General features: G+C 68.1%; 17 protein-coding genes. All 17 read left to right on the top strand.

The annotated features are described in order from the left end of the window. Window positions 1-261 precede the first annotated feature (261 nt). Window positions 262-483 carry a 50S ribosomal protein L31 gene (rpmE, locus tag G6048_RS18535; protein ID WP_165340670.1) on the top strand — a complete coding sequence of 74 codons (222 nt, stop codon included), beginning with the start codon at window positions 262-264 and terminating at the stop codon, window positions 481-483. 101 nt (window positions 484-584) lie between these two features. Next, window positions 585-1,661 (top strand): peptide chain release factor 1, encoded by a 1,077-nt coding sequence (prfA, locus tag G6048_RS18530; protein WP_165340669.1) that lies wholly within the window; start codon window positions 585-587, stop codon window positions 1,659-1,661. Between the two features lie 96 nt (window positions 1,662-1,757). Next, window positions 1,758-2,597, top strand: a complete 840-nt coding sequence (prmC, locus tag G6048_RS18525; RefSeq protein ID WP_165340668.1) for a peptide chain release factor N(5)-glutamine methyltransferase — start codon at window positions 1,758-1,760, stop codon at window positions 2,595-2,597. Between the two features lie 80 nt (window positions 2,598-2,677). Beyond that, complete coding sequence (locus tag G6048_RS18520) at window positions 2,678-3,325, top strand: L-threonylcarbamoyladenylate synthase (protein WP_165340667.1); 648 nt, start codon at window positions 2,678-2,680, stop codon at window positions 3,323-3,325. After that, window positions 3,322-3,993 carry an arsenate reductase/protein-tyrosine-phosphatase family protein gene (locus G6048_RS18515; RefSeq protein ID WP_165340666.1) on the top strand — a complete coding sequence of 224 codons (672 nt, stop codon included), beginning with the start codon at window positions 3,322-3,324 and terminating at the stop codon, window positions 3,991-3,993. The genes G6048_RS18520 and G6048_RS18515 overlap by 4 nt, the downstream gene beginning before the upstream one ends. A gap of 123 nt (window positions 3,994-4,116) precedes the next feature. Further along, a complete protein-coding gene (locus G6048_RS18510; protein ID WP_165340665.1) occupies window positions 4,117-5,367 on the top strand; it encodes a serine hydroxymethyltransferase in 1,251 nt (416 codons plus the stop codon). Window positions 5,368-5,497: 130 nt separating this feature from the next. Beyond that, entirely contained in the window at window positions 5,498-6,901 is a 1,404-nt protein-coding gene (locus G6048_RS18505) for an MraY family glycosyltransferase (RefSeq protein ID WP_165340664.1), read from the top strand. A 259-nt stretch (window positions 6,902-7,160) separates the two neighbouring features. After that, entirely contained in the window at window positions 7,161-7,598 is a 438-nt protein-coding gene (locus G6048_RS18500; RefSeq protein WP_165340663.1) for a hypothetical protein, read from the top strand. A gap of 273 nt (window positions 7,599-7,871) precedes the next feature. Next, complete coding sequence (gene atpB / locus G6048_RS18495) at window positions 7,872-8,642, top strand: F0F1 ATP synthase subunit A (RefSeq protein WP_165340673.1); 771 nt, start codon at window positions 7,872-7,874, stop codon at window positions 8,640-8,642. Between the two features lie 80 nt (window positions 8,643-8,722). Then, window positions 8,723-8,959: an ATP synthase subunit c family protein gene (locus tag G6048_RS18490; RefSeq protein WP_010040161.1), complete on the top strand. Its 237-nt coding sequence runs from the start codon at window positions 8,723-8,725 to the stop codon at window positions 8,957-8,959. Between the two features lie 39 nt (window positions 8,960-8,998). Next, complete coding sequence (locus G6048_RS18485) at window positions 8,999-9,547, top strand: F0F1 ATP synthase subunit B (RefSeq protein ID WP_165340662.1); 549 nt, start codon at window positions 8,999-9,001, stop codon at window positions 9,545-9,547. Continuing rightward, a complete protein-coding gene (locus G6048_RS18480) occupies window positions 9,544-10,365 on the top strand; it encodes a F0F1 ATP synthase subunit delta (RefSeq protein ID WP_165340661.1) in 822 nt (273 codons plus the stop codon). The genes G6048_RS18485 and G6048_RS18480 overlap by 4 nt, the downstream gene beginning before the upstream one ends. 147 nt (window positions 10,366-10,512) lie before the next feature. Then, window positions 10,513-12,105, top strand: coding sequence for a F0F1 ATP synthase subunit alpha (gene atpA / locus G6048_RS18475; protein WP_165340660.1), 1,593 nt, complete (start codon window positions 10,513-10,515; stop codon window positions 12,103-12,105). A gap of 20 nt (window positions 12,106-12,125) precedes the next feature. Continuing rightward, window positions 12,126-13,043 (top strand): F0F1 ATP synthase subunit gamma, encoded by a 918-nt coding sequence (locus tag G6048_RS18470; protein WP_165340659.1) that lies wholly within the window; start codon window positions 12,126-12,128, stop codon window positions 13,041-13,043. After that, complete coding sequence (gene atpD, locus G6048_RS18465; protein WP_033323865.1) at window positions 13,043-14,479, top strand: F0F1 ATP synthase subunit beta; 1,437 nt, start codon at window positions 13,043-13,045, stop codon at window positions 14,477-14,479. Before G6048_RS18470 ends, atpD begins: the two co-directional genes overlap by 1 nt. A 207-nt stretch (window positions 14,480-14,686) precedes the next feature. Then, the gene (locus G6048_RS18460; RefSeq protein WP_165340658.1) at window positions 14,687-15,061 is read left to right on the top strand and encodes a F0F1 ATP synthase subunit epsilon; all 375 of its coding nucleotides are present in this window, start codon (window positions 14,687-14,689) and stop codon (window positions 15,059-15,061) included. 129 nt (window positions 15,062-15,190) lie between these two features. Then, window positions 15,191-15,637 (top strand): DUF2550 domain-containing protein, encoded by a 447-nt coding sequence (locus G6048_RS18455; RefSeq protein ID WP_165340657.1) that lies wholly within the window; start codon window positions 15,191-15,193, stop codon window positions 15,635-15,637. Window positions 15,638-15,732: the final 95 nt, after the last annotated feature.

The following is a 15,732-nucleotide window of genomic DNA, read 5'->3' as shown; positions in this document are numbered from 1 at the left end:
CCAGGGGCTCCGACCCTGTACCCCGCTGGGGGCTGCGCCCCCCAAACCCCCATCGTCCTGAACGGCCTCGTCCTCAAACTCCCCCAACTACCGCTGGGAGGTGCCCCCAGACAGGCTGCTGGATGCCAGCCTGGAATAGAAGCGCCCCGCCCCCTGTTTTGGGGGATGACGCCAGTCGATGGCAGACTGGTACGTCGGCCCCGGTTCACGCTCCGCACCCCGCGGCAGCGACCCGGTGCCCTCCCGAAACTAGGAGACACCTTGAAGCGCGACATCCACCCCGAGTACGTCGAGACGCAGGTCAGCTGCACCTGCGGCGCGTCGTTCACCACCCGCAGCACGATCTCCAGCGGCAACATCCGTGCCGAGGTCTGCTCCGAGTGCCACCCGTTCTACACGGGCAAGCAGAAGATCCTCGACACCGGTGGCCGTGTGGCCCGCTTCGAGGCCCGCTTCGGCAAGGCTGCCGCTGCCAAGAAGTAGCGACCTCACAGCGCCGGTCCTCGTTGTCCCCGCAAGGGGCTTCGGGACCGGCGCTTTGCGATGGTGCAGCCCCTAAATTTCGTACGTCATTGGAGCCGGAGATGTTCGAGGCGGTCGAGGAACTGATCGGCGAGCACGCCGATCTTGAGAAGAAGCTCGCCGACCCGTCGGTGCACGCGGACCAGGCGAACGCGCGCAAGCTCAACAAGCGCTACCACGAGCTGACCCCGATCATCGCGACGTACCGCTCCTGGAAGCAGACCGGCGACGACATCGAGACGGCCCGTGAACTGGGCGCCGACGACCCGGAGTTCGCGGCCGAGGTCAAGGAGCTGGAGAAGCACCGCGAGGAGCTCACCGAGAGGCTGCGGCTGCTGCTCGTCCCGCGCGACCCCAGCGACGACAAGGACGTCATCCTCGAGATCAAGGCCGGCGCCGGAGGCGACGAGTCCGCGCTGTTCGCGGGCGACCTGCTGCGCATGTATCTGCGGTACGCGGAGCGCGTCGGCTGGAAGACCGAGATCATCGACGTCACCGAGTCCGAGCTCGGCGGCTACAAGGACGTCCAGGTCGCGGTGAAGACCAAGGGCGGCCAGGGCGCCACCGAGCCCGGTCAGGGCGTCTGGGCGCGGCTGAAGTACGAGGGCGGGGTGCACCGGGTGCAGCGGGTGCCCGCGACCGAGTCCCAGGGCCGGATCCACACCTCCGCGGCCGGTGTCCTCGTGACCCCGGAGGCCGAGGACATCGACGTCGAGATCAACCCCAACGACCTGCGGATCGACGTCTACCGCTCCTCGGGTCCCGGCGGCCAGTCCGTCAACACCACCGACTCCGCGGTGCGCATCACGCACGTTCCCACCGGAGTCGTCGCCTCCTGCCAGAACGAGAAGAGCCAGTTGCAGAACAAGGAGCAGGCGATGCGTATCCTGCGCTCCAGGCTTCTCGCGGCGGCGCAGGAGGAAGCGGAGAAGGAGGCGGCCGACGCCCGGCGCAGCCAGGTCCGTACCGTCGACCGCTCCGAGAAGATCCGAACGTACAACTATCCGGAGAACCGCCTCTCGGACCACCGCGTCGGCTTCAAGGCGTACAACTTGGACCAGGTGCTCGACGGCGACCTCGACGCGGTGATCCAGGCCTGCGTGGACGCGGACTCGGCCGCGAAGCTCGCCGCCGCGTAACGGCCGCCCAGAGCCTCGTAGCGACAGGACAACAGCTCAGCCCGGAGGACCAGCGTGCAGCAACATTTTGGGGGGCGACCCCCGAACCCCCGCAGCGTGCTGCTCGCGGAAGTGGCCCAGGCCACCCAGCGGCTCGCCGATGCCGGCGTGCCCTCGCCGCGCAATGACGCGGAGGAGCTCGCCGCCTACGTGCACGGCGTGAAGCGGGGCCAGCTGCACTCGGTCAAGGACGCCGACTTCGACGCCCGCTACTGGGAGGTCATCGCCCGCCGCGAGGCCCGCGAGCCGCTCCAGCACATCACCGGGCGGGCCTTCTTCCGGTACACCGAACTCCAGGTCGGGCCAGGGGTGTTCGTGCCGCGCCCGGAGACCGAGTCCGTCGTCGGCTGGGCCATAGACGCCGTACGCGCGATGGACGTCGTCGAACCGCTCATCGTCGATCTGTGCACGGGTTCCGGGGCGATCGCGCTGGCCCTGGCGCAGGAGGTGCCGCGCTCCCGCGTGCACGCCGTGGAGCTGTCCGAGGACGCGCTCCAGTGGGCCCGTAAGAACGTCGAGGGATCCAGGGTCGAGCTGCGCCAGGGCGACGCCCTGTACGCCTTCCCCGACCTCGACGGGCAGGTGGACCTCGTCATCTCCAACCCGCCGTACATCCCGCTGACGGAATGGGAGTACGTACAGCCCGAGGCGCGGGACTACGATCCTCAACTCGCCCTGTTCTCGGGTGAGGACGGGCTCGACCTGATCCGCGGCCTGGAGCGCACCGCCCACCGGCTGCTGCGGCCGGGCGGCGTCGTCGTCATCGAGCACGCCGACACCCAGGGCGGGCAGGTGCCGTGGATCTTCACCGAGGAGCGGGGCTGGGCCGACGCCGCCGACCACCCCGACCTCAACAACCGGCCGCGGTTCGCCACGGCCCGCAGGGCGATGCCGTGAAGTCGGCGCGCGGCATTGCGTTCGGCGCGCCTTGTTCGAAGACTTCAAGCCAGCAGTACGTGTACGAGGAGGCTCCCTAAATGGCACGGCGATACGACACCAACGACGCGACCGACCGCTCTACGGGGCTGCGCGAGGCCGCGTCCGCCGTACGCCGGGGCGAACTCGTGGTGCTGCCCACGGACACCGTGTACGGCATCGGCGCCGACGCGTTCAGCTCGGAGGCCGTGTCCGATCTGCTGCAGGCCAAGGGCCGTGGGCGCAACATGCCCACGCCCGTCCTCATCGGCTCCCCGAACACGCTGCACGGACTGGTCACCGACTTCTCCGAGATGGCGTGGGAGCTCGTCGACGCGTTCTGGCCGGGCGCGCTGACCCTGGTCGCCAAGCACCAGCCGTCCCTCCAGTGGGACTTGGGGGACACCCGTGGCACCGTCGCCGTGCGCATGCCGCTGCACCCGGTGGCGATCGAGCTGCTGACGGAGGTCGGTCCCATGGCCGTGTCCTCGGCGAATCTGACCGGCCATCCGGCGCCGGAGGACTGTGACGCCGCGCAGGAGATGCTCGGCGACTCCGTCTCGGTGTACCTGGACGGCGGGCCCACGCCCGGCAACGTCCCCTCCTCGATCGTCGACGTCACGGGCAAGGTGCCGGTCCTCCTGCGCGCGGGCGCGCTGTCGGCGGAGGAGCTGCGCAAGGTGGTACCCGACCTCGAGGTGGCGAATTGACGGCCCCTGACGCGGGGCGTGGCATAGGCAACGGGGACGATACGGGGACCTTCACAGGGCTACCCCGGGACACCTTCCGCATCCTCCACGTCAGCACCGGCAACGTATGCCGCTCGCCGATCACCGAGCGGCTGACCCGCCATGCCCTGGCGGACCGCCTCGGCGATCCGCTGGGGGGCGGTCTGATCGTGGAGAGCGCCGGCACCTGGGGGCACGAGGGCGCCCCCATGGAGGCCAACGCGGAAGCGGTCCTCGCCGACTTCGGCGCGGACGCCTCCGGCTTCGTGGGCCGGGAACTGCTGGACGACCACGTCATCCGAGCAGACCTGGTCCTGACGGCCACCCGAGACCACCGGGCCCAGGTCATCTCCATGGGCCACTCGGCGGGCCTGCGCACCTTCACCCTCAAGGAGTTCACCCGCCTGGTGAAGGCGATAGACCCGGCAACCCTGCCTCCCCTGGAGGACGGAGTGGTCGCCCGCGCAAGAGCCCTGGTCCGAGCCGCGGCAGCTCTACGCGGGTGGCTGCTGGCCCCGACGGTCGAGGCGGACGAGGTGTACGACCCGTATGGGGCGCCGTTGACGTTTTTCCGCTCGGTGGGGGACGAGATTCAGCAGGCTATCGATCCGGTGGTGACGGCGCTGACGGGTGTGCCGGCTCGTACCTGATCGTCGGCGGGGGTACCTGGTCGGACGCAACAGCGGGCGCAGGAGTGGGCCTGGTTCTACATTGGATTTAGTTTCCGCCGATTTCAGGCTGCCCCGCAGGGGGTTGCCGGTCCGGAGTCCACCATGGTGGTCGCACACACGCTTGACGACCTGCTGCCTGCCGATGTGCTCGCGCGGCAGGATCCCGAGCTGGCCGAGCTCCTCATCGGGGAACTGGACCGGCAGTCGACGACGCTTCAGCTGATAGCTGCCGAGAACTTCACCTCGCCCGCCGTGCTGGCCGCCCTCGGCTCACCGCTCGCGAACAAGTACGCCGAGGGCTACCCCGGCGCCCGCCACCACGGCGGCTGCGAACTCGTCGACGTCGCCGAACGCCTCGCCGTCGAGCGCGCCAAGACCCTCTTCGGCGCCGAACACGCCAACGTGCAGTCCCACTCCGGGAGTTCGGCCGTACTTGCCGCATACGCCGCCCTGCTGAGGCCTGGAGATACCGTCCTCGCTCTTGGCCTCCCGCACGGCGGCCACCTCACCCACGGCTCGCCCGCCAACTTCTCCGGCCGCTGGTTCGACTTCGTCGGCTACGGAGTCGACCCGGAGAGCGGGCTCATCGACTACGAGCAGGTGCACGCGCTCGCCCGTACCCACCGCCCGAAAGCCATCGTGTGCGGCTCCATCTCCTACCCGCGGCACATCGACTACGCCGCCTTCAGGGCCGTGGCGGACGAGGTGGGCGCCTATCTCATCGCCGACGCCGCCCACCCCATCGGCCTCGTCGCCGGGGGAGCGGCGCCCAGCCCCCTGCCGTACGCCGACGTCGTCTGCGCCACCACGCACAAGGTGCTGCGCGGCCCGCGCGGCGGAATGCTGCTGTGCGGCGCGGAGTTGGCCGAGCGGGTGGACCGGGCGGTGTTCCCGTTCACCCAGGGCGGCGCCCAGATGCACACCATCGCCGCCAAGGCCGTCGCGTTCGGCGAGGCGGCGACGCCGGCCTTCACGGCGTACGCCCATCAGGTGGTCGCCAACGCCCGGGCACTCGCGGCGGGACTGACCGCCGAGGGCCTCGCCGTCACCACGGGCGGCACCGACACCCACCTGCTGACCCTCGACCCCGCCCCGCTCGGCGTGGACGGCCGCACCGCCCGCGGTCGGCTTGCCGCCGCCGGCCTGGTCCTCGACACCTGTGCGCTGCCCCACCCTGACGTGCGCGGACTGCGTCTGGGTACGGCCGCCGTGACTACGCAGGGCATGGGTGAGGCCGAGATGGCCAGGATCGCCGTACTGCTCGGCCGGGCGCTGCGTGAGGAACCGGCCGGGCGCCTGGTGCGTGAAGAAGTGCGGGATCTGACCGGAAGATTTCCGCCGTATCCGGACTAGAGGTGGGTAGGCGCGAACCCGTACACAGCATCGCGTGCAACCATCTGCTCTACCCGGAAGCTCCCAACCGTATGCGCCGAAAGCTAGGGTGTGGGGCTGAGATGGCCAGCGAGACCTGTGGGGAATGCCTGTGCGTGAATACCTCCTGACGCTCCTCGTCACGGCCGCGGTGACGTACCTGCTGACCGGGCCGGTGCGGAAGTTCGCGATCGTGGCAGGAGCCATGCCGGAGATCCGGGCACGTGACGTGCACCGGGAACCCACGCCCCGGCTCGGCGGCATCGCGATGTTCTTCGGGCTGTGCGCGGGCCTGCTGGTCGCCGACCATCTGACCAACCTCAGCGAGGTCTTCGAGAACTCGAACGAGCCGCGCGCCCTGCTCTCCGGGGCCGCGCTGATCTGGCTGATCGGCGTCCTGGACGACAAGTTCGAGATCGACGCCCTGATCAAGCTCGGCGGCCAGATGATCGCCGCCGGCGTCATGGTGATGCAGGGTCTGACGATCCTGTGGCTGCCGGTGCCGGGCGTCGGCTCGGTCTCGCTGACCCAGTGGCAGGGCACGCTGCTGACCGTCGCGCTCGTCGTCGTCACCATCAACGCCGTGAACTTCGTCGATGGTTTGGACGGCCTCGCGGCAGGCATGGTGTGCATCGCCTCCGCGGCGTTCTTCATGTACGCGTACCGCATCTGGTACGGGTACGGGCTCGAGTCCGCGGCCCCCGCGACCCTGTTCTCCGCGATCCTCATGGGCATGTGCATCGGCTTCCTGCCGCACAACATGCACCCGGCGCGCATCTTCATGGGCGACTCGGGCTCGATGCTCATCGGCCTGGTGCTCGCGGCCGGTGCCATCTCCATCACCGGGCAGGTCGACCCCGACGCGATGAACCTGTTCGCCGGGTCGGAGAAGGAGGCCGTGCACCAGACGGTGCCGGTCTACATCCCGCTGCTGCTGCCGCTGACGATCATCGCCGTACCGGCCGCCGACCTGGTGCTCGCCATCGTGCGGCGCACCTGGCGCGGCCAGTCCCCGTTCGCCGCCGACCGCGGGCATCTGCACCACCGCCTGCTGGAGATCGGGCACTCGCACAGCAGGGCCGTGCTCATCATGTACTTCTGGTCGGCCCTGATCGCCTTTGGCGCCCTCGCGTACTCGGTGAACTCGGCGTCCATGTGGATCGTGCTCGGCATCGTGTTCCTCAGCGCGATCGGCCTGCTGCTGCTTCTGCTGCCGCGCTTCACGCCGCGTACACCGGCCTGGGCCGAGCGCTTCGTACCGCCGCGCTACCGCCGCCGCGGGCCGATGGCCGAGGGGGAGACGGTGGAGGCCGTGCAGGGGGCGCCTGCGGTCGCGTACGCGGGTGCCGCCGGCGCCTCGACCGGCAGCGCGCTCGGTGAGGCCGGGGAGGCCGGTGGGACTGGCGAGGAACGTCGCACACCGGTCACCGCGGGCGTCTCGGGGGTCAACGGAGCGACGGCTGTCGGCCATCGTCCGCACGCCCTTGACGGGCGTAAGGCCGGATCGTCTCGCTGACGATTTCGCAAACTGCCCCTATACCAGACAAACTCGGCGGCGTGCGTGCACAGACGGGCGGGTTCACTCTCATGTGTGACGCCGAGCACACCAACCAGGTAAAGACCTCATCAAATAGTTTGTGATACGGTTCACGAAGCTCGGGGATGAGCCGAAGGGCCGCAGTGCGACGGCCCATTGGCGTGAGGTTCCCTCCCCACCCGGGACTACGCTCGTCCATGACGACACCCTGCCCCCTTTAGTAAGCGGAGCTGCCGCCATGCCGTCCAATGACGCCCGGATTCTCCTTCAGGCCGCCGTACCCACGGCTGGCGTCGGTGCTATTGCCGCCGTCGTCAGTGGGGTGGTTGCGGGGGGCAAGGGGGCGTTGGGTGCCGTTGTCGGCACACTGCTGGCGATCCTCTTCATGGGAATCGGTCTGTACGTTCTGCAGCGCACTGCCAAATCGCTTCCGCACCTCTTCCAAGCCATGGGCCTGATGCTGTACGTGGCTCAGCTTCTGTTGCTCCTGATCTTCGTGGGCCTGTTCAAGGACACCACTGCCTTCGATCCGCAGACCTTCGCGATCGGCCTCGTCGTGGCCACCGTTGTATGGATGGCGGCGCAGGCGCGTGCACACATGAAAGCCAAGATTTTCTACGTCGATCCGGAAGCCGCAAAGGACGAGAAGAACGAGAAGTCCGGGTCGTCGTCGTGAGAGGTAGGGCCGGTATAAAGCCTCAAGCGAGACCCTGCTATCGTCCGGTGCCAACTGCGGCATCGCGGGCGCGGGCATCTGAGCTGACGCCTGCTCTAGCGCGAGGCTCAATGCCCCACAGCCGCCCCCACATTCGTAACACCAGTCCAGTGCCGAACCGCGGCTGCGCGCCGCGCCGACACAACGAGGTTGCCGTACCTATGCGTCACGCCGAAGGAGCCCGTGGTGAGTGCTGACCAGACCCAGCTCGCCTTTGACTGGAGCTGTCGGATCATGTCCGACAACGGCTGCGGCTTCCCGGCTCCGGGCCTGCACTCGTTCCTCTTCAAGCCGATCGCCGAGGTCGGCGGGTTCGAGTTCAACAAGGTGATGCTGCTCGCCCTCATCACCACGGGGCTTGTCATCAGTTTCTTCTACGCGGCCTTCGGCAAGGCCAAGGTGGTTCCGGGCAAGCTGCAGATGATCGGCGAGGCCGGGTACGACTTCGTCCGCCGCGGCATCGTGTACGAGACCCTCGGCAAGAAGGAGGGCGAGAAGTACGTCCCCCTGATGGTCTCGTTGTTCTTCTTCATCTGGATCATGAACATCTGGTCCGTGATCCCGCTCGCGCAGTTCCCGGTGTCGTCGATCATCGCGTTCCCGGCGGTCCTCGCCGCGATCGTGTACGTCACCTGGGTTTCGCTGACCTTCAAGCGGCACGGCTTCGTCGGGTTCTTCAAGAACATCACCGGCTACGACAAGTCACTCGGCCCGGTGCTGCCGCTCGTGATGGTCATCGAGTTCTTCTCGAACCTGCTCGTCCGGCCGTTCACGCACGCGGTGCGACTGTTCGCCAACATGTTCGCCGGGCACCTGATGCTGGTCATGTTCACGGTCGCTTCCTGGTACCTGCTGAACAGCTGGATGATCCCTGCGGCCGGTGTCTCCTTCGTGATGACCATCGCCATGATCGGTTTCGAGCTTTTCGTGCAGGCCGTCCAGGCATACGTCTTCGTACTCCTCGCCTGCACGTACATCCAGGGCGCTCTGGCCGAGCACCACTGAGCCTGTCCCGCCCCCGCAAGTCCCATAGAACGTCCGGTGGCCAACCCCCGCCGGTCCATGAAAGAGAAGGAAGAATCAGCATGGCTGCCACTGAGACCCTCGCCGCTGTCTCCGGTTCGCTCGGCTCCATCGGCTACGGCCTCTCCGCCATCGGCCCCGGCATCGGCGTCGGCATCATCTTCGGTAACGGCACCCAGGCCCTCGCCCGCCAGCCCGAGGCGGCCGGCCTGATCCGTGCCAACCAGATCCTCGGCTTCGCCTTCTGCGAGGCGCTCGCCCTCATCGGCATCGTCATGCCGTTCGTGTTCGGTCAGTAATTTTTTGCTCACCGACACGTTTCGACGAAAGGCACTGATGTGATCGCCAATCTCGTACAGCTGGCGACCGAGAGTGAGCAGAACCCGCTCATGCCTCCCGGTCCCGAGCTGCTCGTCGGCACCATCGCCTTCGCCATCGTGTTCTTCTTCTTCTGGAAGAAGCTCCTCCCGAACATCAACAAGGTTCTGGAAGAGCGCCGCGCGGCGATCGAAGGCGGCATCGAAGAGGCCGACGCCATGAAGACCGAGGCCCAGAGCGTGCTGGAGCAGTACAAGGCTCAGCTCGCCGAGGCCCGGCACGAGGCCGCGCGGCTGCGCCAGGAGGCGCAGGAGCAGGGCGCCACGCTCATCGCCGAGATGCGCGCGGAAGGCCAGCGGCAGCGTGAGGAGATCATCGCCGCCGGTCACACGCAGATCGAGGCCGACCGCAAGGCCGCCTCGTCCGCGCTGCGCCAGGACGTGGGCAAGCTCGCCACCGACCTGGCCGGCAAGCTCGTAGGCGAGTCCCTCGAGGACCACGCCCGGCAGAGCCGCACCATCGACCGCTTCCTCGACGAGCTCGAGGAGAAGGCCGAGGCGGCTCGATGACAGCGCACGGAGCGAGCCGCGAGGCAACCGCTGCCGCACGTGAGCGTCTCGACGCGCTGACGGACAACACGTCCGTGGACGCGCTCGCGCTCGCCGACGAGCTGGCCGCCGTCACCGCGCTGCTCGACCGCGAGATCAGCCTGCGTCGGGTCCTCACCGACCCGGCGCAGCCCGGCGAGGCGAAGGCCGAGCTGGCCGGCCGGCTGTTCGGCGGCCAGGTCGGCGGGACCACCGTCGACCTGGTGTCCGGCATGGTGCGTTCCCGCTGGTCGCAGCCGCGCAACCTGGTGGACGCGATCGAGGAGCTGGCCAACACGGCCGACCTCACCGCGGCCCAGCAGGCGGGCACGCTCGACGAGGTGGAGGACGAGTTGTTCCGGTTCGGCCGGATCGTCTCCTCCAGCACCGAGCTGCGTGCCGCGCTGACGAACCGCGCCGCCGGCACCGCCGCCAAGACCGAGCTGCTGCGCAGCCTCCTCGGCGGCCGGGCCAAGACCGGAACCGAGCGGTTGGTCACGCGCCTTGTGACCGCGCCGCGTGGACGTAGCCTGGAGGCGGGACTCGAGTCCCTGTCCAAGCTCGCTGCCGAGCGCCGAGACCGCATGGTCGCCGTCGTCACCTCGGCGGTCCCGCTGAGCGACCCGCAGAAGCAGCGCCTGGGTGCCGCCCTCGCGAAGCTCTACGGGCGTCCGATGCACCTCAATCTCGACGTCGACCCCGAGGTCGTCGGAGGGATCCGGGTGCAGGTGGGCGACGAGGTCATCAACGGCTCCATCGCGGACCGGCTCGAGGACGCCACTCGCCGCATGGCGGGCTGACAGCAACTCAATACACGTACCAATACACGCACGTACGAAGACAGGCAGTACTACGGCCCTGGTTGGGCCGTGCAGAGGATTCCTGGGGGTCGCCCCCAGACCCCCAAGTTGAAACTTCGGGCCCAACAAGGAGAGCAGGGAACCCAGATGGCGGAGCTCACGATCCGGCCGGAGGAGATCCGGGACGCGCTGGAGAACTTTGTCCAGGCGTACAAGCCGGACGCGGCCTCGCGCGAGGAGGTCGGTACGGTCACCCTTGCCGGCGACGGCATCGCGAAGGTCGAGGGCCTGCCCTCGGCCATGGCCAACGAACTGCTGAAGTTCGAGGACGGCACCCTCGGCCTCGCGCTCAACCTCGAAGAGCGCGAGATCGGCTGCGTTGTCCTCGGTGAGTTCAACGGCATCGAGGAGGGCCAGCCGGTCAGCCGTACCGGCGAGGTCCTGTCGGTCGCCGTGGGCGAGGGCTACCTCGGCCGCGTCGTCGACCCGCTCGGTGCCCCGATCGACGGCCTCGGCGAGATCGAGACGTCAGGGCGCCGCGCTCTGGAGCTGCAGGCTCCGGGCGTCATGGTCCGTAAGTCGGTGCACGAGCCGATGGAGACCGGCTACAAGGCCGTCGACACGATGACCCCGATCGGCCGTGGCCAGCGTCAGCTGATCATCGGTGACCGGCAGACCGGCAAGACCGCGCTGGCCGTCGACACGATCATCAACCAGCGCGACAACTGGCGCACGGGCGACCCGAAGAAGCAGGTCCGCTGCATCTACGTCGCCATCGGTCAGAAGGGCTCGACCATCGCCTCCGTGCGTGGTGCCCTCGAAGAGGCCGGCGCCCTGGAGTACACGACCATCGTCGCCGCCCCGGCGTCCGACCCGGCCGGCTTCAAGTACCTTGCGCCGTACACCGGTTCGGCCATCGGCCAGCAGTGGATGTACGAGGGCAAGCACGTCCTCATCGTCTTCGACGACCTCTCGAAGCAGGCCGACGCCTACCGCGCCGTGTCCCTGCTGCTGCGCCGTCCGCCGGGGCGTGAGGCCTACCCCGGTGACGTCTTCTACCTGCACTCCCGTCTGCTGGAGCGCTGCGCGAAGCTGTCCGACGACATGGGCGCGGGCTCGATGACCGGTCTGCCGATCGTCGAGACGAAGGCCAACGACGTCTCGGCGTTCATCCCGACCAACGTCATCTCCATCACCGACGGCCAGTGCTTCCTGGAGTCGGACCTGTTCAACGCCGGTCAGCGTCCCGCGCTGAACGTCGGTATCTCCGTCTCCCGAGTCGGTGGCTCCGCCCAGCACAGGGCGATCCGCCAGGTCTCCGGCCGGCTCCGCGTCGACCTTGCCCAGTTCCGTGAGCTGGAGGCCTTCGCCGCCTTCGGTTCCGACCTGGACGCCGCGTCGAAGGCACAGCTGGAGCGCGGTCAGCGCATGGTCGAGCTGCTCAAGCAGCCGCAGTACCAGCCGATGGCCACCGAGGACCAGGTCGTCTCCATCTGGGCCGGCACCACCGGCAGGATGGACGAGGTGCCGGTCGCCGACATCCGCCGCTTCGAGAAGGAGCTGCTGGAGTACCTGCACCGCAAGGAGCAGGGCCTGCTCACCTCCATCAAGGAGGGCGGCAAGATGTCGGACGACACGATCACGGCCATGAGTGACGCCGTCGCGGAGTTCAAGAAGCAGTTCGAGACCTCGGACGGCAAGCTGCTCGGCGAGGACACCCCTGCCGCTGCGGGCAAGTGACGACGGAAGGGACCTGACTCATGGGAGCCCAGCTCCGGGTCTACAAGCGTCGCATCAAATCCGTCACCGCGACCAAGAAGATCACCAAGGCGATGGAGATGATCGCCGCCTCGCGCGTCGTCAAGGCGCAGCGCAAGGTGGCGGCCTCCACGCCGTACGCGACCGAGCTCACGCGCGCGGTCACGGCGGTCGGCACCGGCTCGAACACCAAGCACCCGCTGACCACGGAGGCGGAGAACCCGACCCGCGCCGCGGTACTGCTCCTCACGAGCGACCGCGGCCTGGCCGGCGCCTTCAACTCCAATGCCATCAAGGCGGCGGAGCAGCTGACCGCCCGTCTCGAGCGCGAGGGCAAGGAGGTCGACGTATACATCGTCGGCCGCCGCGGTGTCGCCCACTACAACTTCCGTGAGCGCAAGATCTCGGAGCAGTGGACCGGCTTCACCGACGCGCCCTCGTACGGGGACGCGAAGAAGGTCGCGGCCCCGTTGATCGAGGCCATCGAGAAGGAGACGGCGGACGGCGGCGTGGACGAACTCCACATCGTCTACACCGAGTTCGTCTCGATGATGACGCAGACGGCGGTCGACAGCCGCCTGCTGCCGCTCAGCCTGAAGGAAGTGGCGGAGGAGTCGCCCACCAAGGGCGAGATCCTTCCGCTGTACGACTTCGAGCCGTCGGCGGAGGACGTCCTCGACGCCCTGCTGCCGCGCTACGTCGAGAGCCGTATCTACAACGCGCTGCTCCAGTCGGCTGCCTCCAAGCACGCCGCCACGCGCCGCGCGATGAAGTCGGCGACCGACAACGCCGGGGATCTCATCGAGAACCTCACCCGGCTTGCCAACGCGGCCCGCCAGGCCGACATCACCCAGGAAATCAGCGAGATCGTCGGTGGCGCGAGCGCCCTGGCCGACGCGACCGCGGGGAGTGACAAGTAATGACGACGACAGTTGAGACGGCCGTTGCCACGGGCCGCGTCGCCCGGGTGATCGGCCCGGTCGTCGACGTGGAGTTCCCCGTCGACGCCATGCCGGAGATCTACAACGCCCTCCACGTCGAGGTGGCCGACCCGGCCGAGGCCGGCAAGAAGAAGATCCTGACGCTGGAGGTCGCCCAGCACCTGGGTGACGGACTGGTCCGTACGATCTCGATGCAGCCCACCGACGGTCTGGTCCGCCAGGCCCCGGTGACCGACACCGGCACGGGCATCACCGTCCCGGTCGGCGACTTCACCAAGGGCAAGGTGTTCAACACCCTCGGCGAGGTGCTGAACTCCGACGAGCAGTTCGAGGGCGAGCGCTGGCCGATCCACCGCAAGGCCCCGGCCTTCGACCAGCTCGAGTCGAAGACCGAGATGTTCGAGACGGGCCTGAAGGTCGTCGACCTTCTCACCCCGTACGTACGAGGCGGCAAGATCGGTCTGTTCGGTGGCGCCGGTGTCGGCAAGACCGTGCTGATCCAGGAAATGATCATGCGTGTGGCCAAGCTGCACGAGGGCGTTTCCGTCTTCGCCGGCGTCGGTGAGCGCACCCGTGAGGGCAACGACCTCATCGACGAGATGACCGAGTCCGGCGTGCTGGACAAGACCGCGCTGGTCTTCGGCCAGATGGACGAGCCCCCGGGCACCCGTCTGCGCGTGGCCCTGGCCGGTCTGACCATGGCGGAGTACTTCCGCGATGTGCAGAAGCAGGACGTGCTGTTCTTCATCGACAACATCTTCCGCTTCACCCAGGCCGGTTCCGAGGTGTCGACCCTGCTCGGCCGCATGCCGTCCGCGGTGGGCTACCAGCCCAACCTCGCGGACGAGATGGGCCAGCTCCAGGAGCGCATCACCTCGACCCGTGGTCACTCGATCACCTCGATGCAGGCGATCTACGTCCCCGCGGACGACCTGACCGACCCGGCCCCGGCCACCACCTTCGCCCACCTCGACGCGACGACGGTGCTCTCCCGTCCGATCTCGGAGAAGGGCATCTACCCGGCCGTGGACCCGCTGGACTCCACGTCCCGCATCCTGGACCCGCGTTACATCTCGCAGGAGCACTACGACTGCGCCATGCGCGTCAAGACGATCCTGCAGAAGAACAAGGACCTCCAGGACATCATCGCGATCCTCGGTATCGACGAGCTCGGCGAGGAGGACAAGCTCGTCGTCCACCGTGCCCGTCGCGTGGAGCGCTTCCTGTCGCAGAACACCCATGCCGCCAAGCAGTTCACCGGCCTGGACGGTTCGGACGTGCCGCTCGACGAGTCGATCTCCGCGTTCAACTCGATCTGCGACGGTGAGTACGACCACTTCCCGGAGCAGGCGTTCTTCATGTGCGGTGGCCTGGAGGACCTCAAGGCCAAGGCCAAGGAGCTCGGCGTCTCCTGAACCTCGTGTTCATGAAGGGGGGGCGGGGCCGCCCTTGCGGGGTGCGTCCCGTCCCCCTTCGTACGTCACTGCGTCATTGCGGGGGGCGACCCCCGCACCCCCAGCCGAGAGGCGGGGTGGGCCCGAGCACTTCGGCGCTCGGAGCCCTACTAGACTTACTTCCAACACCCGGCAGCAACCGCCGGGTGGTGACCCGAGGAGCCCACCTTGGCTGCTGAGCTGCATGTCGAGCTCGTCGCCGCGGACCGTAGTGTCTGGTCCGGCGAGGCCACCCTGGTCGTCGCGCGCACCACGTCCGGCGACATCGGCGTCATGCCCGGTCACCAGCCGCTGCTCGGTGTGCTGGAGTCGGGCCCGGTGACCATCCGTACGAGTGATGGTGCAACGGTCGTCGCGGCGGTGCACGGCGGTTTCATCTCATACGCGGACAACAAGCTGTCGCTGCTGGCCGAGATCGCCGAGCTGTCGGACGAGATCGATGTCCAGCGTGCGGAGCGGGCGCTCGAGCGCGCGAAGTCGGACGCGGACGCGTTCGCCGAGCGTCGTGCGGACGTCCGACTGCGAGCGGTGGCGGCACGCTGAAACCAGCGCGCCACAGGACTTGACTCAGCCGCGGCCAGGACCGGAGCCTTCTCCGGACCGGGCCGCGGCTGCGGCAATGCGGGTGCTTTTTCCCTTTCCGTTACCTAGGAGACGAGGAGGTCGGTGTCGATGGCCCTCGCTCTGACTGTGTGCGGCTTGGTGATCCTGCTGGCGGCTGCCGGACTCTTCGTCTTCGGCGTGCGCCGCAGACTGATCCAGCGCTCCGGCGGCACCTTCGACTGCAGCCTCCGCTGGAACACCCCCGAGAAGAGCGACACCAGCGGCAAAGGCTGGGGCTACGGAATCGCCCGCTACAACGGCGACCGCATCGAATGGTTCCGCGTCTTCTCATACGCTCCTCGCCCGCGCCGCATCCTGGAACGCTCGGCCATCGAGGTGGCCGGCCGCCGCGCCCCCGAAGGCGAGGAGGAGCTGGCGCTGCTCTCCGACGCGATCGTGCTCGCCTGTCTCCACCGGGGTACGCGCCTCGAGCTGGCGATGAGCGAGGACGCGCTGACCGGGTTCCTCGCGTGGCTGGAGGCGGCTCCGCCGGGGCAACGAGTCAATGTGGCTTAGAAAAACGGCAGCACACCCGTGGGTGAGAACCTCGCCGGGATTGCAGTTTTGCGTCTGTGAGAGTTGCTTGACATGTCGGGTTGGGAGGCGAGCGG

The sequence above is a fragment of the Streptomyces ureilyticus genome (genome assembly GCF_011045025.1).
Lineage (GTDB): Bacteria > Actinomycetota > Actinomycetes > Streptomycetales > Streptomycetaceae > Streptomyces > Streptomyces ureilyticus.
Note: the sequence above shows the minus strand (reverse complement) of the source record. Positions and strands in the feature narration are given on the sequence as shown.